Below are 16,745 nucleotides of genomic sequence, written 5' to 3'. Positions count from 1 at the left end.
CTTTGAACCTTTTTCTTTGAAATTTTTTTGTGAATGGGAACCACAAATAGGGGATGTCCCGCAAGTCGATGACAAAACGACTGACGGGACATCCCTAGTTTGTGCTTATATCGAATTTAGTTTTTCCCGCCAAGCAAGTCGAACAGTCCTCCGGTTACGCTGCCTTCACCGACGGATTTACCACCAGGTGTTTGCGGGGCTGCTGCGAATACGCGGCTTGCGAGTCTTGAAAATGGCAATGATTGAATCCAAACGGTTCCAGGACCGCGGAGCGTTGCGAAAAACAGTCCTTCGCCGCCGAATAATGCTGTTTTGACGCCTTTGACCATTTCGATGTTGTAATCGACGTCACGTGTCATGGCGACAAGGCATCCGGTATCGACGCGTAATGTTTCGCCGGGCAGCAGTTTTTTCTCGACAATCGTCCCACCTGCGTGGATGAAAGTCATGCCGTCCCCTTCCAGTTTTTGCATGATAAACCCTTCACCGCCAAAGAATCCCGTGCCGATTTTACGTTGGAATTCGATGCCGACGGATACGCCTTTTGCGGCGGCAAGGAATGCATCTTTTTGACAGATGATTTTCCCGTCATGTTCACTGAGATCCATCGGAATGATTTTCCCAGGATACGGTGAAGCAAATGAGACGTGCTTCTTCCCAGATCCGGTATTCGTAAAGGTTGTCATGAAGAGACTTTCCCCAGTTAGAATCCGTTTACCCGCTCCCATCAGTTTGCCCATGATTCCGCCCCCGGAAGATCCGGATCCGTCACCGAAAATTGTCTCCATTTCAATGCCGTCTTCCATCATCATTAGAGCGCCTGCTTCCGCGACAACGGTCTCCTGCGGATCAAGTTCCACCTCGACGAATTGCATATCATCCCCATACAGTTTGTAATCGATCTCGTGGTTGTTCATCGAATTCCTCCCTTGATTGTTTGCTAGTTAAACATACGGATGCGTACTCAGAAAGTTTCAACGAATTACTTGGATGTTTCTTCTTTTCGAATGGCGTCCATCTGATGCCAGACATCATTAGCTAGTTCATGGGCTTCCGGTGCGTGTGAAGTCCCGACAAAAGCTTTGCGAAACGATTGGACAACGGATTCTAAAACAAAGATGCGTGGGTTTTCTGAACGTAATTCATCCAACAGAAATTGGACATACTGTTTGTTAACAGGCTGTCCATCGTCATCGAGTAACGCAAGAAATCCCGAAAGCTTTTCCAACAGTTCCTCTTTAGAGATAGATTGTTCTTTTTTGGGAGCACCTAATTCGAAGAAAATTCCATTCTCCAATAGTGCATCTTTTGACTGAATCATATCGGGAACGATGGAGTCGATTCTTCGGATGACGTATTGCACAAGTGCTTCGACATCTATTTCTTTTTCAGCATGGCGGGAGCGAAGACGCAACATTTGGTGAAGCATGCCAATGAGGAGGACTGCGCAATCAGCGGCATAAGGCTCGGCCTCTTTCCCGTATATATCCACAAATCTGTCTGCTAGCCATGTAAACTCAACTAACAGCATTTTCTTTACAAAAGCCCTAAGCTCAGGGTCATTGGAATGAAAAATCGATTCGAAAATGGGTAACAAATTTTTTTCGTGATTGACCTGCATTCTAACGATGATTTGCTTCGCTAAGACGTTTTTGTCTGTTCGGTCTTGGCCGATCAGCAGTTCACGTCTTCTCACTTCAGCTTCATCCCATCCGTGATCTAATATTGCCATCAAGCATTCGTTTTTGGAAGTGAAGTAATTATAGAACGTACCTTTGGAAATGCCGGATTCATCCAAAATATCTTGAACAGACGTAGAAGCAAACCCTTTCTCTATAAAAATTCGCTGCGCTGTCAATAAAACCTGTCTTTTCCGTTCGTTCACATAATCACCCTTGTACTCATAGTCTACTTCTATTTTATCCTTGAAAGTGGGTGAAATCAATAAATATAGAGGTGGGAAATTTTTTGTTTGCATTTTTTATACCATGAGTATAAAATGTTTCAAGTAGTGAACAAGAGGTTCAAACTTTAAACTGTCAGCTACGCGAAGGACAGTTGAATGGGGGAATTAGATGGATATGAAACAAATGCACGAAAAGCCGCCATATGGGATGATTGCGATTTTGTTTATCGGCGCATTCGTAGCTTTTTTGAATAATACATTATTGAACGTTGCTTTGCCGACGATTATGGATGAGTTTTCTGTGAAGCCATCGGTGGTGCAATGGTTGACGACAGGGTATATGTTGGTCAATGGTATCTTAATCCCAGCTAGTGCGTTCTTCGTACAGAAGTTTACAAATAGGAAGTTGTTCATCACAGCCATGTCGCTTTTCACTGTTGGGACGCTTCTTGCGATGTTGGCGCCATCATTTGGGGTGCTCGTTGCAGCCCGGATGATTCAGGCATCAGGATCTGCTATGATGATGCCCTTACTGATGAACATCATGCTGGTGGCATTTCCAATTGAACGCCGTGGAACTGCAATGGGCGTTTTTGGGCTCGTTATGATTACAGCGCCGGCAATCGGGCCGACGCTATCCGGTTGGATTGTTGAACATTATACATGGCGTACCCTTTTCGGTATTATTTTACCATTTGCGATTTTGACACTTGTCTACGCGTTTTTCAAACTGCGAAATATTACTCCGAACCGTGATATGAAATTGGATTTCTTATCCCTTGTTTTATCAAGTATTGGTTTTGGCGGTCTTCTTTACGGGTTCAGTTCGGCAGGGGATATGGGCTGGGGAGACCCACTCGTTTATGGGACGATCATTGCGGGTGCGGTTGGGCTTGTTCTATTCATTGTTCGTCAATTGCTCATGGACGATCCGATGCTCGACTTCAGAATTTATAAGTACCCGATGTTCGCCTTATCATCGGCTATTTCGATCGTCCTATCCATTGCCATGTTTTCTGGAATGATTTTGACGCCGCTTTATGTCCAAACGATTCGAGAGATTTCACCATTTCATTCAGGCATCTTGATGCTTCCAGGTGCAATCGTCATGGGAATCATGTCGCCGATTACGGGAAGACTGTTCGATAAATACGGACCGAAGATGTTAGCGATTGTGGGTCTAGTCATCACAACCGTTTCGACATACTATTTGAGTAAGCTCGGTATGGATTCCGGTTACTACTATATCATGTTCATTTATACGATTCGGATGTTCGGGATTTCAATGGTTATGATGCCTGTCATGACGAATGGGTTAAATCAGTTGCCGATGGTTTCAAATCCGCACGGAACGGCTATGAATAACACGTTACAACAAGTTTCCGGTGCAATCGGATCTGCGGTGTTGTTGACGATTATGACAAAGCGGATGGAATCGGCGGGTGCGAATCTTTTTGCGGAAGCGCAAGCGTCTGGCAACGCCCCGACAACTGCCGAGGGGCTCGCGAAATTGCAAGAGCAACTTGGTGCACAAGCGATGTTGGACGGCATTCAATTCTCGTTTTTCATTTCGACAATCGTCGCGCTAGTTGCGTTGGTGTTAACGTTTTTTGTGAAACGTGTGACACAACCGACTCGCGAAAAATCGTTTGCGCAGTCGGAGGAAAATGAAAAATAATAGATCAGATCAATTACGCCGGGGCGTAACTGATTGAAAAAGCCTTGGGAAGCGATTGTCTTTCCAAGGCTTTTTGATCGTCTAAGCAGGCGCCCTGCGCTTTTGTCCTGTCTGGAAAGAGCTATCATTGGCAAACAGTGAGATACATATACTTAAGGAGAGGGAAAGGAATTTCGTATGAAATGTCGAATTATTTAGTAAAGGAATTTTCGGAAAAATGATGCTTTTAGAAGGGAGACGGAGCAATGCAACTGAACAACTATATCGGAGGTACGTGGCAAAGTACTGAAGGCGCAGACTACACGGCAGTGATCAATCCGGCGAACGGCGAACAGCTGGCAGAAGTGAGGTTGTCGACAAAGGAAGATGTGGACCTTGCGGTGCAAGCAGCCAAAAAGGCGCAGAAAAATTGGGCGCTCGTCCCCGCACCGAAGCGCGCAGACTTTTTATATGAAATCGGTCGTGTCATGAAAGAAAGGAAAGAACATTTAGCACAAGTGTTGACGAAGGAAATGGGGAAAGTAATCGAGGAGGCGCGTGGCGAAGTCCAAGAAGGGATCGATATGGCATTTTATATGGCAGGGGAAGGGCGGCGCTTATTCGGGGAAACAGTCCCATCCGAATTGCAGGATAAGTTTGCGATGAGTGTCCGTGCACCGATCGGGGTTGTTGGATTAATCACCCCTTGGAATTTCCCGGTAGCGATTGCCACGTGGAAATCTTTCCCGGCGATTGTCGCGGGCAATACGTTCGTCTGGAAACCGGCAACAGAAACACCGATGATGGCGTATGAAATGGCATTGATCTTTGACGAAGTGGGCATACCACGTGGCGTGGCAAATATTGTTTTTGGATCTGGATCTGAGGTGGGAACGGCGATGATCGAGCATCCGGACGTCCGTGTCATTTCGTTCACCGGGTCGACGGAAACGGGTCGTCATGTTGCGGAACTGGGCGGACGCCATCTGAAGAAAGTGTCACTGGAAATGGGCGGGAAAAATGCGGTCATCGTCATGGAGGATGCCGATATCGATCTTGCAGTGGAAGGGATTCTGTGGAGCGCATTCGGAACGGCTGGGCAACGCTGTACAGCATGCAGCCGTGTCATTGTCCATAAAGACGTGAAAAAGGAACTTGAACAAAAGCTGGTAGAAGCGATGGAAGGTTTGACAATCGGCGATGGGCTGGATGAATCGGTGAAAGTAGGCCCGGTGATCAATCAACAAGCGCTGGAGAAGATTCAGAGTTATATCCGCATTGGTACAGAAGAAGGGGCGAAACTGCTGGTGGGAGGCCAACTATTGAGGGAGGGGGCGCTTGCGAAAGGCCATTATGTTGCACCGACTTTATTCACTGATGTGAAATGGGATAGTCGTCTTGCGCAAGAAGAGATCTTCGGCCCGGTCGTCTCACTCATTGAAGTGGCTGATTTGGATGAGGCGATTGACGTTAATAACAGTGTGAAATATGGACTTTCGAGTTCTATTTTCTCGCGTGATGTCAATAAAGTATTCCGGGCGCAGCGAGATTTGGATACGGGCATCGTCTATGTCAATGCGGGAACGACGGGGGCTGAAATCCATCTGCCGTTCGGTGGGACGAAAGGAACGGGGAATGGTCATCGGGATTCGGGTGTTGCGGCATTGGATGTCTTTACGGAATGGAAGAGTATTTACGTGGATTATAGCGGTAAATTGCAACGGGCACAAATCGACACGGACTAACTCGCGATGTAAGGGGCTGAGGATATGAAAGTTGTCATACTTGGCGCAGGATTGATGGGGAAAGAGGCTGCCCGCGATCTTGTGAAAAGCGAAGAAGTCGACAAAGTCTATTTGGCGGACTTGAACGTCCGGCAGGCAGAGGATTTCGCGGAAGAACTCAATTCCGATAAACTCGATATTTTGCGGTTGGACGCGCAAAATGATGTGCAATTACGCGATGTGATGAGACTTGGAGATGTCGTCATCAATGCGTTGTTCTATACATTCAATGAAAAAGTGGCACGAACTGCTGTAGATATCGGTGTTCATGCCATCGATTTGGGAGGTCATATCGGAGGGGCGACGGATGCGGTACTTGCGTTGGCAGACCAAGCGAAGGCGAAAGGGATTACGATCATTCCGGACTTAGGCGTTGCGCCGGGGATGATCAATATTTTGACGGGGTATGGAGCAGGGAAACTTGATCAAGTGATGACGATCAAATTGTATGTTGGAGGGATTCCGGTGACACCGGAACCGCCGCTAAACTATAATGTCGTCTTTTCGTTAGAAGGGGTGTTCGATCATTACACGGACCCTTCCCATGTCATCCGGAACGGCCAGTTGTTGGAAGTCCCGTCCTTGTCCGAAGTGGAGTCGATCTATTTTGAACAGTACGGCGAATTGGAAGCGTTTCATACTTCGGGCGGCACATCGACCTTGACAAAATCGTTCCCGAATGTTGAAACACTCGAATACAAGACAATTCGTTATAAAGGGCATGCGGAAAAATTCCAGTTGCTCGTCGATCTCGGTTTATTGTCACGGAATAAGGTAGTGATGATAGACGGTAAACCGATAAAAATTCGTGACATCATGCGTGAGCTTTTATCGCCACAGCTACGTCTTGGCGACAAGGCGGATGTCGTTTTACTTCGGGTTATCGTCAGCGGTGTTAAAAAAGGGAACCCAGTCACCTATGAATATGATTTGATTACAGAAAAAGATCAGACAGTCAATGAAACGGCGATGGCGCGTGCTACTGCCAATACCCTTTCAGTCGTTGCGCAAATGATCGGCAATGGCACGATTACAAAACGCGGCGTCCATCCACCGGAACAGATCGTGCCGGGGGAATTGTATATGCAGGAGATGAAAAAGCGTGGTGTCGTCATTGTAGAGCATGTGGAGACGAGAGACTCATCGGCTTAATGGAGGAGGAAATGGCATGGATTTCAGTTTTACCGAAGAACAGCAGATGTTGAGAAAAACGGCTCGTCAATTTGTCGATTCAGAAATTATGCCGCATATCCAGAAATGGGATACAGAAGGCGGCTTCGACCCAGCGATTTGGAAGAAGCTTGCGGATCTTGGTTTCATGGGCGTTTGCATACCAGAAAAATACAGCGGCAGCGGCATGGACTATAATTCGCTCGCGATTCTGTGTGAGGAGTTGGAGCGCGGCGATACGGCATTCCGTACGGCGGTATCGGTGCATATCGGTTTGAATTCGATGACGCTTTTGCAATGGGGGACGGAAGAACAGAAGCAGAAGTATTTGATTCCACAAGCGAAAGGTGAGAAAATCGGCGCTTTCGGCTTGACGGAACCAGGCGCTGGATCGGATGTTGCGGGGATGGCGACGACGGCGGTACGCGACGGGGCTCATTATATATTGAATGGCCAGAAAACGTGGATTTCGCTTTGCGATGTCGCGGACCATTTCCTCGTTTTCGCCTATACGGATAAATCAAAAAAACATCATGGAATCAGTGCATTCATCGTCGAACGGACGACACCGGGCTTCTCCTCCAAAGCGATCAAAGGGAAATACGGTATTCGCGCCGGCAATACCGGAGAACTGTTCTTCGAAGATATGCGGATTCCGGCGGAGAATCTGCTTGGGAAAGAAGGGGAAGGATTCAAAATTGCGATGTCCGCGCTTGATAATGGTCGCTTCACCGTAGCAGCGGGAGCCGTCGGATTGATCATGGGCTGCCTCGAGGAAAGCGTGAAATACTGCCATCAGCGCGAAACATTTGGCAAAGCGATCGGTAAACACCAACTCGTTCAACAAATGATCGCCAATATGGAAGCGGGCTACCAAATGAGCCGCCTTCTCGTCTACCGCGCAGGCGAAATGAAAAACAAAGGGGTACGCAACACGCGCCAGACCTCACTTGCGAAATGGCAAGCATGCGATTTTGCCAACAAAGCGGCGGACGATGCCTTCCAAATCCATGGCGCTTACGGCTATTCGGACGAATACCCGGTCGCGCGTTTCCTACGTAATTCGAAAGCGCCCGTCATTTACGAAGGGACGCGCGAAATCCATACAATTATGCAAGCGGAATATGTCCTCGGGTATCGGGAAGATAAGCCGTTGAGCTATATGCTTCCGGAATGGCCGTTTGAATAAGAGGAAAAGGAATTCCACAAATTTTTTGTGAATGTCGAAAATAACTTTGCAAAACTACATCGTTCGACAATTTTTAATATTTACAATTATCGGCATGTGGGGTAAAGTATTAGCAATGAGTCATGTTGAAGCCAAAAAATTACGCCTTGGCGTAATTGCGTCCAGATTTTGAGTCGAGCAAAGCTAGATTCAAAATCTGTGACATCCGCCGGAGCATGATGAAGATGGAAATCAGACAATGCTGCCTAACCTGTCGAAAATCGAATCCCGATTTTTCTTCGCAGGTAAAAGCCAGTTCAAATGGATTTACGGCTAACCGTAATCTTTTTTTGAGCTGGCTATTTTAATGCCCAAAAATAATTACAAACAAACGAGGAGGAAATAACATGAAAGAACTAATTGAATTGGACAAAAAGCACTTTATTCACCCGACGACTTCTATTATGGAACAGCAGGAAAAAGGGCCAAAGCTCATTGTTGAAAAAGGCGATGGCATCTATTTGACGGACAAGGAAGGAAACGCTTTCATAGATGCGATGTCGTCACTTTGGAATGTCAACATCGGACATGGTCGCAAAGAGATTGCGGAAGCGGCAAAGGAACAAATGGAGCAACTTGCTTTTAATTCTACTTTTTCGACATTCAGCAATGAGCCCGCAATTCGTTTAGCTAAAAAAATTGCTGATCTTGCACCTCCCAGCTTGAATGCGGTGTTTTTCACGTCAGGAGGTTCCGAATCCAATGATTCCGCTATCAAACTAATCCGGCACTATTGGAAAATTCAAGGTCAGCCTGAGCGCAATAAAATCATTTCGCTGAGCCGTGGCTATCATGGCGTGACTGCGGGTGCGACAAGTGCAACTGGTATCCCTCAATTTTGGGATATGGCAGGGCATATGCTGACGGGCTTTGCCCACGCAAAAACACCATATGAAATCGGAACAACTGCGTCGATCCAATCGATTCGGGAAGTTATTGAAGCAGAAGGACCGGAGACGGTAGCCGCCTTTATGGCGGAACCGGTGCAAGGAGCCGGCGGTGTCCTGATTCCACCAAGCGATTATTTTAAAGAGGTGCGTAAGCTTTGTGACGAATACGGTATTTTGTTTATGGCAGATGAAGTGATCACTGGTTTCGGACGGACGGGAACGATGTTCGGTATTGAAAACTGGGCTGTTGAACCGGATTTAATGTCCTTTGCTAAAGGGGTTACGAGCGGATATTTCCCACTTGGTGGCGTGATCGTCTCGGATCAAATCCATGAAGTGCTGAAAGAGAAATCGCAAGGTGTCTTATTCCATGGATTTACGTATAGCGGACATGCGACAGGTGCGGCTGTTGCGTTGAAAAATATTGAGATTTTGGAGAACGAAGGGCTGGTAGAAAATTCCCGTCTTATGGGGGAAGAATTGTTGAAAGGTCTTCAATCGATTAAAGAAGAGAGCGTGATTGTTGGAGATGTCCGTACAGTCGGATTGCTTGGAGCAATTGAATTTGTCCAAGATCCCGCAACGAATACTCGATTTTCACCCGATTTGAAAGTGACGTCAAGAATGATTGAAGCATTGCATGAACGGGGAGTCATCTGCCGAGGAGTCACTTACGACGGGACAGACATTGTCTGTTTCTCACCGCCGCTCATCATTAACAAAGAGCAGATCGATACCCTCATTGAAAGATTACGTCAATCTGTGCTGGCTGTTCAGCAGGAGCTGGAAAGCCAATCGGTAAAACTTTCATAAACAGGTAATTCTAGAACTAGAATGAGTGTGGACTGGGGGGGATCGAGTGGAAGATCAGAAGCTATTGAAAGTTTTAGGGAATCGGGATGTGCTTGCACTTGCATTCGGAGCGATGATTGGTTGGGGCTGGGTCGTCACTGCGGGACTATGGATCATGGAAGCTGGTTCGCTCGGAGCAATTCTCGCATTCCTCATAGGTGGGTTACTTGTTGTCTTTGTCGGATTAACGTATGCAGAATTGGCTTCAGCCCTTCCATTAGCGGGAGGGGAGTTATTTTATGGCTACACCGCAATGGGACGATTACCTTCTTTTATTCTGACATGGGCGATTATCCTTGGATATGTTTCCGTTGTTGCGTTTGAAGCAGTTGCGCTTCCGACCGTTTTTGATTATTTGTTCCCGGGATATGGGAAGGGGTATATGTATACGATTGCAGGCTGGGATGTGACGGCCACTTGGGCGGGCGTCGGGATTGCGGGCTCTATCCTGATTGCTTGGATCAATTACCGAGGTATGAAGCTAACAAGTATCGTCATGACAATTCTGACGTTATTGATCATCGTTTCAGGTGTGTTGTTGATTACAGGAAGCTCGGTGGCCGGAAACGTTGGAAATTTGCAGCCTCTTTTCGGAAGTGGCATGGCGGGCTTGATGATTGTGCTGATCATGACACCTTTCATGTTTGTCGGATTTGATGTCATTCCGCAAGCGGCAGAAGAAATCAATTTGCCTCGTAAGCGGATCGGTCAATTATTGGTGTTTTCCGTTCTGATGGCAGTTGCTTGGTATGTCCTGATTATCTTTGGTGTTTCCATGGTTATGACGCCTTCGGAAATTTCGGGTTCTACATTGGTGACGGCGGATGCGATGGCAAAAGCTTTCGGAGGCAGTAAGATGATGGGGAATATCCTCGTGCTAGGGGGGATCGGAGGGATATTATCAAGCTGGGTCGGTTTCTACGTAGGCGGGAGCCGTGCAATTTACGCGCTGGCGAAGGCGGGAATGCTACCGAAGTCGCTTGGAGAGTTGCACCCGAAATACAAGACGCCGCATAGGGCGATTTTGTTGATTGCGGTTTTGACGACTGCAGCGCCATTGTTCGGAAGACCAGCTCTCGTTTGGCTTGTGGATGCAGGTGGATTGGCATTGGTCGTCGCTTGGCTGATGGTCGCTTTGTCATTTATCATACTTCGGAAAAAGCGGCCGCAGTTGCGGCGGCCATTCCGTGTGCGGGGAGGTACGACAATCGGCTGGATTGCCTTAGTCATGTCTGTAGGGATGGCCATCCTGTACATGCCGGGGATGCCATCAGCGCTTATTTGGCCGTATGAGTGGGTGATCATCTTTGTATGGGTCCTATTGGGAGCGGTCTTCTATAAAACGTCGATCAGCAAATACGGAGCGGCGAATGCCAATGCGCATTTGGATGCAGAGGTGGAGCGGGTCCTTCAAGAAGAGGATATCCTATCTGAAAAGGATATCAAGGATCGTGATAAGGTGGGCGAAATGTATAGCTGATAGATGAGGTTGAAAAAGAAGTTAGAAAGAGAATTGAGTTCTAACTTCTTTTTCTCGTAAATAATTTGCAGTGTGAATAGGCCGAAAAGGGAGAGGAATCTATTGACAGATTATCGTTTTGCAGTCGATGTAGGCGGGACGTTCACGGATGTGTTTGTGTTTGATGAAAAAAGGAAAGAAATTGCGATCACGAAAGTATCCTCCACTCCGAAAGAGCCTGAAGTAGGGATACTCGAAGGTATAAAAAAGACCGGGATATCCGGGGAAGATATTATGCAATTTTCCCATGGGACGACCGTTGGAACGAACGCTTTGATTGAGAGGAAATTACCGAAGACAGCGCTTGTCACAACGAAAGGATTCCGGGATGTCATTGAAATCCGTGATGGGACAAGGCTGGATTTGTGGGATGCGTACAATGATGTCGCACCGCCGTATATTAAACGCCGCGATCGTTTTGAAGTGACAGAACGAATCGATTATGCGGGGAATGTCTTGGAAGAGATTGATGTGGAAGAAGTGCGTGCTTTAGGGGCGAAGTTGAAAAAACGTGGTGTCGAATCAGTTGCCGTCTGTTTTATTAACGCGTATGTCAATGGTGAAAACGAAGCCAAAGTAAAGGAAATCCTGCAGGAAGAACTTGGTGATGTTTATATTTGTGCCTCCAACGACATCTTGCCTGAAATCTTTGAGACGGATCGGATGAGTACGACCATTGTCAATGCAGTTCTTGGACCGACTGTGAGCAACTATATTAAAAAACTGGAAGGCGAAATGAAAGCGGTAGGGTATGAAGGCGATATCCTAGTCCTGCACTCAGGCGGCGGTGTCATGACATCGGAAACAGTACCGCGTTATGCTGCTAGACTTGCGAGTTCGGGAATTGCCGCCGGAGCGATTGCGAGTAAATACATTGCGGGATTATGCGGTTATAAAAATGCCATCGGATTTGACATGGGTGGGACGAGTACGGATATCTCCTTGATGTATGAGGGAGAATTGAGGATCACGAAAGATTGGTCTATCGAATATGGCTATCCGATCGGGTTTCCGAGTATTGAAATCTTGACGATCGGGGCTGGCGGGGGCAGTATTTCCTGGATCGACGAAGGTGGTTCTTTACGGAATGGGCCGCAGAGTGCGGGAGCTGAACCGGGTCCCGCTTGTTATGGACTTGGCGGCACAGAGCCGACAAATACGGATGCCAATTTAGTGCTTGGAAGATTGGATACGAAGTTGTTGGATGGACTGATGCACTTGGATAAGGAAGCTTCTTTAACAGCAGTTTCCAAACGTATCGGTCAACCGTTCCATCTTGAAGTAGCGGAAGCGGCCAATTCCATCTTGAAAGTGGCCAATGCAAATATGTGTGATGCGCTTCGTCTAATCTCAGTACGTAGGGGCTATGATCCCCGTGATTTTGCACTCGTTGCCTTCGGTGGGGCAAGTGGATTGCACAGTGCCTATTTGGCGAAAGAGATGGATATTCCGAATGTAATCATTCCACCTTATTCGGGAGTGGCGGCTGCTATGGGCTGTTTGATGGTTGACGTTCAACATGATATTACAAAGACATTTTTAGCAGATGCGAAAAGCATGTCATTAGAAGCGCTGGAAGCAGAATTTTCTTCAATGGAAAAAGAGGGGAAAGCACTATTGGAAGAAGAAGGGATCGCCCAAGAGGACATGAACTTCATCCGTTACGTCGATATGAGATATGCGGGGCAATGGAGATCGTTAGCGATCACAATCGGTCGGGAATTGAAGTCGATGGACGATGCGCTTTTCCAGTTCCACAGGGAGCATGAACGCGAATTTGCATTTTCCGATGCCGATCAAAATGTAGAGATTTATGGCCTTCGTGTAGCTGCCATCGGCGTCGTGGAAAAACCGGAACTGCCGAAGAAAATTGTACAAGGGACATTGGAATCCGCATTTATCGAAGAACGCCCTGTCTATTTCGAAGAGTCCGATGGTTTTGTGCAGACTTCCGTCTATCGCCGTTCGGACTTGCCGACGGGAGTGGAATTGGAAGGGCCGGCAATTATTAACCAGCTCGATTCGACCATTGTCATTCCACCGCAATTTACGGCGAAAACGGACGAGTATCGGAACATCATCATTCAATACACGAAATCATAAGGGGGAATGAGCATGTCGACAACTTCAACTCAACCAATCTTTCAAAGTAAACTGGATCCAGTGACATTCGAAGTGTTGAAAAATGCGTTTGTGAATTTAGTGGATCAGATGTCGGAACAAATCCTCAGAACATGCTATTCGTTTGTTATTTATAACCGCGACTTCAGTTCGGCTATTTGTGATGCAGAAGGAAATACGGTCATGCAGGGGACACAAGATATTTCTGTCCATGTTGGTACATTGCATTTAACCGCCAAAGCGATTATCGAAGACTTTAAAGATGATATTCATCCCGGTGATGTATTTTTAATCAACGATCCTTATCGGGGTGGTACGCATTTCAATGATACACGAGTCATTAAGCCTGTCTTTCATGATGGAAAAGTCATTGCCTTCATGCAAGTGAATGGGCATTGGGCGGATATGGGCGGTTCCGTTCCCGGATCATTCGATATTAAGTCGAAAGACCATTTTGGGGAAGGTCTGCGGATTCCACCGCTGCGGATTTATAGTAAAGGCGTTTACTTAGAGGACGTAGCAAATATGCTGGTGGCCAATATGCGTGTGCCTGAAGAACGGCTTGGGGATCTTCGTTCACAAGTCGAAGCGACCAAAGTAGGGGAGACACAGCTGGCAGCATTAATTAGCAAGTATGGAATTGAAACGGTTTTAACCGCTTTCGATGAAGTGCAAGAGTATGTGGAACGCCTAACAAGAACGCATATAAAAGGGTTGCCGGATGGGACCTGGGAAACGACGGATTATATTGATATGGACCCGGAAATCGGGGATGGATTGATTCCTATCCATGTGAAAATGACCATCAAAAATGATGAAGTATTTTATGATCTAAGTGGATCACACGCCTATATCGGTTGTTTCTTGAATGCAGGTTTTGGGGCATCGCTATCCGCGGCGTATGCGGGTACCAAAACATTTTTTCCGGATATTCCGTTGAATTCTGGATTTTACCGGGTCGTCCATGTTCATTTGCCTGAAGATTCAGTTGTTAATGCTCCTTATCCAATTGCGGTGACAGGTTTCTGTTCAGGTGCCTATGAAAAAATCATGAATGCCTGTTTTGAATTATGGTCCGCGATCATTCCGGAAAGAGCATTGGCCTGTTCTTTTAACTTGGAATACTTACTCATCGGCGGTTGGGATACGAGAGAAGAGCAAAAAGATTACTTCATGTGGTATGACTGGATGGCAGGCGGACATGGTGGACGCAATAAACGAGACGGGGCCAATGCCATGTCACCTGTATTCGGGGTCGGGTTAAGTATCCAGCCTTGCGAAGGGCAGGAAAGGCTATCGCCGGTTATCACGACGAAGCATGAAATTATAACCGACTCAGGTGGGCCGGGAGAATACCGGGGTGGGTGCGGGGTTGAAAAAGGCGGAACGCTGACAGCTGTTGCGGATACCGTTATGTCTTATTGCTGCGACCGTTCCCGATCGGTGACATGGGGGATTTCCGGTGGGTTGCCTTCTTCTCCGCATGGAGCCTGGTTAAATCCTGAAACGGCTGAACAGGAATTTCTCGGTGCAATTTTTTCCAATGTCAAAGTGAAAAGTGGGGATTCGTTCGTCAGACCATCAGCAGGAGGCGGTGGTCTTGGAGATCCTTTGGAAAGAGATCCGGAGGCTGTACTGGAAGACGTGATTGACGAATATGTCTCCATTGAGCGAGCTGAAAAAGACTATGGTGTAGTCATTAAAGAAATCGATAGAGATATAGACCTTTTTAAAATTGATCAAGAAGCGACCATCCTTGCTAGGGCTAAAATCCGCAAAAAACGGAAAGCGTGGTTGCGCGAGGATATCGAAAAGGTGGAAAGCTTGTATTTGAATGGCTCAATCGATTCGTATGATTTGATTCGAAGATATGGAGTTGTATTTGATCATGAACAGAAAATAGTGTTGCCGAAATCCACGCAGCAATATCGTGAAATGCTGGAAGAAAGAATGGTTCCGCACTGGGGCTAATTACATTCAGAATGGAGTGTCGTGCATATGAAACAAGAGTTGAAAACAAAACAGTCGCTGATGTATCTAAACGGGAAATGGGTCGGAGAAGACCTGGCCGAATTGCGCGTGCTCAATCCGGCAAATGGGGAAGTTGTCGGGTGCGTACCGAATGGCGGTGAAGCGGAAACGAATGAAGCGATCGAGTTTGCTTATGAGGCGTTCCAAACATGGTCACAAACAACGGCTTACGAAAGGGCTGAGCATTTAAAAAGGCTGCATGCATTAATGTTGGAGCACCAAGAGGAATTGGCAAAAACAATGACACTGGAAATGGGGAAACCCATCAATGAGTCTAGGGGTGAAGTTGTGTCTGCCGCGGCCTATTTGGAATGGTTTGCGGAAGAAGGGAAACGGGTTTACGGGGAAACGATTCCTACCCATACACCGGGCAAACGATTACAAGTATGGCGGAAGCCTGTAGGTGTCGTGGCCGCGATCACGCCGTGGAATTTCCCGGTAGCGATGCTAACAAGGAAGATAGGACCGGCATTGGCGGCTGGCTGTACTATCGTCATTAAGCCATCCGGAGAGAGTCCTTTGACGGCCGTCAAATTGGTAGAGCTATGTGAAAAAGCAGGCTTTCCAAAAGGCGTTATCAATTTAGTGACAGGTTCTTCGTCCAAAATCGGGAAAGCGATTATGGAAAATGAAAAAGTCCGGAAAGTAACGTTCACTGGATCGACGGAAGTCGGAAAAATGTTAATCCGACAAAGTGCAGATCAAGTGAAACGATTATCACTGGAGCTCGGCGGACATGCCCCGTTCATCGTCCTCGATGACGCCAATTTGGATGCGGCAGTAGAGGGTGTCGTCGCTTCGGCTTTCAGAAATGCCGGCCAAACCTGTATCTGTACCAATCGGATTTACGTACAAGCTGGAATTCACGATGCCTTCGTCGATAAATTTGCGGCGGCCGTCAAGGCATTGAAAGTCGGAAACGGCATCGACGAAACGGTCCAAATCGGGCCGGTCATCAATCAAGCGAGTCTAGAAAAAGTGGCTCATCATGTAGAAGATGCTTTGTCAAAAGGAGCTTCCCTCGTAACGGGTGGAGCCCCGCTAGACGATGCCAAAGGAAATTTCTACGCGCCGACTGTACTCTGTAACGTTACTCCGGAGATGGTTGTCATGCATGAAGAAACATTCGGACCAGTTGCGCCTATTCAAAAAGTAGAGACGGTCGAAGAAGCGGTTGCATTCGCGAACGATACGCAATATGGTCTGGCTGCTTATGTCTATACGGAAAGTGTATCAGCTGGTACAAAACTGATTGAACAACTGAACTACGGTATTGTCGGTTGGAATGACGGCGTTCCGACAGCAGTCCAAGCCCCGTTCGGCGGCATGAAGGAAAGCGGGATCGGGAGGGAAGGCGGCAGACAAGGAATTGAAGACTATTTGGAGACGCAATTTGTTTCGATTGGCGTGAATTAATTATGAAGTGATAATTGAATATTTACAAAATTAGAGGATTGTAGTAGAATGATAAGTAACGAATCATGTTGAAACGTACAAACGTTCATTACACATGATCGATTGCAACAAGGGAAATGAATAGCTATTGCTGCCTAATCTGTTAAAAGCCTTACCGGGTTATCCAACACA

Annotated in this window: 11 protein-coding genes; 9 read left to right on the top strand and 2 right to left on the bottom strand. The window is 47.0% G+C overall.

The features are described 5' to 3' along the window. Nucleotides 1–116: 116 nt before the first annotated feature. Nucleotides 117–917 (bottom strand): TIGR00266 family protein, encoded by an 801-nt coding sequence (locus ACFPRA_RS10560; protein ID WP_381433838.1) that lies wholly within the window; start codon nucleotides 915–917, stop codon nucleotides 117–119. Between the two features lie 65 nt (nucleotides 918–982). Next, nucleotides 983–1,885, bottom strand: a complete 903-nt coding sequence (locus tag ACFPRA_RS10555) for a TetR/AcrR family transcriptional regulator (RefSeq protein ID WP_381433835.1) — start codon at nucleotides 1,883–1,885, stop codon at nucleotides 983–985. Nucleotides 1,886–2,075: 190 nt separating this feature from the next. Between ACFPRA_RS10555 and ACFPRA_RS10550 the strand changes: the two genes are divergently transcribed. From ACFPRA_RS10550 to ACFPRA_RS10510, 9 genes are all read left to right on the top strand, one after another. Beyond that, nucleotides 2,076–3,584 carry a DHA2 family efflux MFS transporter permease subunit gene (locus tag ACFPRA_RS10550; RefSeq protein WP_381433832.1) on the top strand — a complete coding sequence of 503 codons (1,509 nt, stop codon included), beginning with the start codon at nucleotides 2,076–2,078 and terminating at the stop codon, nucleotides 3,582–3,584. A 245-nt stretch (nucleotides 3,585–3,829) separates the two neighbouring features. Next, nucleotides 3,830–5,308 (top strand): aldehyde dehydrogenase family protein, encoded by a 1,479-nt coding sequence (locus ACFPRA_RS10545; RefSeq protein WP_381433829.1) that lies wholly within the window; start codon nucleotides 3,830–3,832, stop codon nucleotides 5,306–5,308. A 24-nt stretch (nucleotides 5,309–5,332) separates the two neighbouring features. Next, complete coding sequence (locus ACFPRA_RS10540) at nucleotides 5,333–6,499, top strand: saccharopine dehydrogenase family protein (protein WP_381433827.1); 1,167 nt, start codon at nucleotides 5,333–5,335, stop codon at nucleotides 6,497–6,499. A gap of 16 nt (nucleotides 6,500–6,515) precedes the next feature. Next, nucleotides 6,516–7,706, top strand: a complete 1,191-nt coding sequence (locus tag ACFPRA_RS10535; RefSeq protein ID WP_381433824.1) for an acyl-CoA dehydrogenase family protein — start codon at nucleotides 6,516–6,518, stop codon at nucleotides 7,704–7,706. A 386-nt stretch (nucleotides 7,707–8,092) separates the two neighbouring features. Continuing rightward, the gene (locus tag ACFPRA_RS10530) at nucleotides 8,093–9,448 is read left to right on the top strand and encodes an aminotransferase family protein (RefSeq protein WP_381433821.1); all 1,356 of its coding nucleotides are present in this window, start codon (nucleotides 8,093–8,095) and stop codon (nucleotides 9,446–9,448) included. Nucleotides 9,449–9,494: 46 nt separating this feature from the next. Continuing rightward, nucleotides 9,495–10,967, top strand: coding sequence for an APC family permease (locus ACFPRA_RS10525; RefSeq protein WP_381433819.1), 1,473 nt, complete (start codon nucleotides 9,495–9,497; stop codon nucleotides 10,965–10,967). Between the two features lie 102 nt (nucleotides 10,968–11,069). Further along, nucleotides 11,070–13,109, top strand: coding sequence for a hydantoinase/oxoprolinase family protein (locus ACFPRA_RS10520; RefSeq protein WP_381433816.1), 2,040 nt, complete (start codon nucleotides 11,070–11,072; stop codon nucleotides 13,107–13,109). 12 nt (nucleotides 13,110–13,121) lie between these two features. Further along, complete coding sequence (locus ACFPRA_RS10515; RefSeq protein WP_381433813.1) at nucleotides 13,122–15,098, top strand: hydantoinase B/oxoprolinase family protein; 1,977 nt, start codon at nucleotides 13,122–13,124, stop codon at nucleotides 15,096–15,098. 27 nt (nucleotides 15,099–15,125) lie between these two features. Next, nucleotides 15,126–16,574 carry an NAD-dependent succinate-semialdehyde dehydrogenase gene (locus tag ACFPRA_RS10510; RefSeq protein WP_381433809.1) on the top strand — a complete coding sequence of 483 codons (1,449 nt, stop codon included), beginning with the start codon at nucleotides 15,126–15,128 and terminating at the stop codon, nucleotides 16,572–16,574. Nucleotides 16,575–16,745 lie beyond the last annotated feature (171 nt).

It is taken from the genome of Sporosarcina soli (assembly GCF_042655805.1).
GTDB lineage: Bacteria > Bacillota > Bacilli > Bacillales_A > Planococcaceae > Sporosarcina > Sporosarcina soli.
The sequence above is the reverse complement of the archived record's forward strand: the minus strand, read 5'-3'. Positions and strand labels throughout refer to the sequence as shown.

Excerpts from the sequence above, each read along its gene's own strand:
- ACFPRA_RS10535 (WP_381433824.1), top strand. The coding sequence starts at position 6,516 with ATGGATTTCAGTTTTACCGAAGAACAGCAGATGTTGAGAAAAACGGCT.
- ACFPRA_RS10530 (WP_381433821.1), top strand. The coding sequence starts at position 8,093 with ATGAAAGAACTAATTGAATTGGACAAAAAGCACTTTATTCACCCGACG.
- ACFPRA_RS10560 (WP_381433838.1), bottom strand. The coding sequence starts at position 917 with ATGAACAACCACGAGATCGATTACAAACTGTATGGGGATGATATGCAA.
- ACFPRA_RS10515 (WP_381433813.1), top strand. The coding sequence starts at position 13,122 with ATGTCGACAACTTCAACTCAACCAATCTTTCAAAGTAAACTGGATCCA.
- ACFPRA_RS10540 (WP_381433827.1), top strand. The coding sequence starts at position 5,333 with ATGAAAGTTGTCATACTTGGCGCAGGATTGATGGGGAAAGAGGCTGCC.
- ACFPRA_RS10550 (WP_381433832.1), top strand. The coding sequence starts at position 2,076 with ATGGATATGAAACAAATGCACGAAAAGCCGCCATATGGGATGATTGCG.
- ACFPRA_RS10545 (WP_381433829.1), top strand. The coding sequence starts at position 3,830 with ATGCAACTGAACAACTATATCGGAGGTACGTGGCAAAGTACTGAAGGC.
- ACFPRA_RS10510 (WP_381433809.1), top strand. The coding sequence starts at position 15,126 with ATGAAACAAGAGTTGAAAACAAAACAGTCGCTGATGTATCTAAACGGG.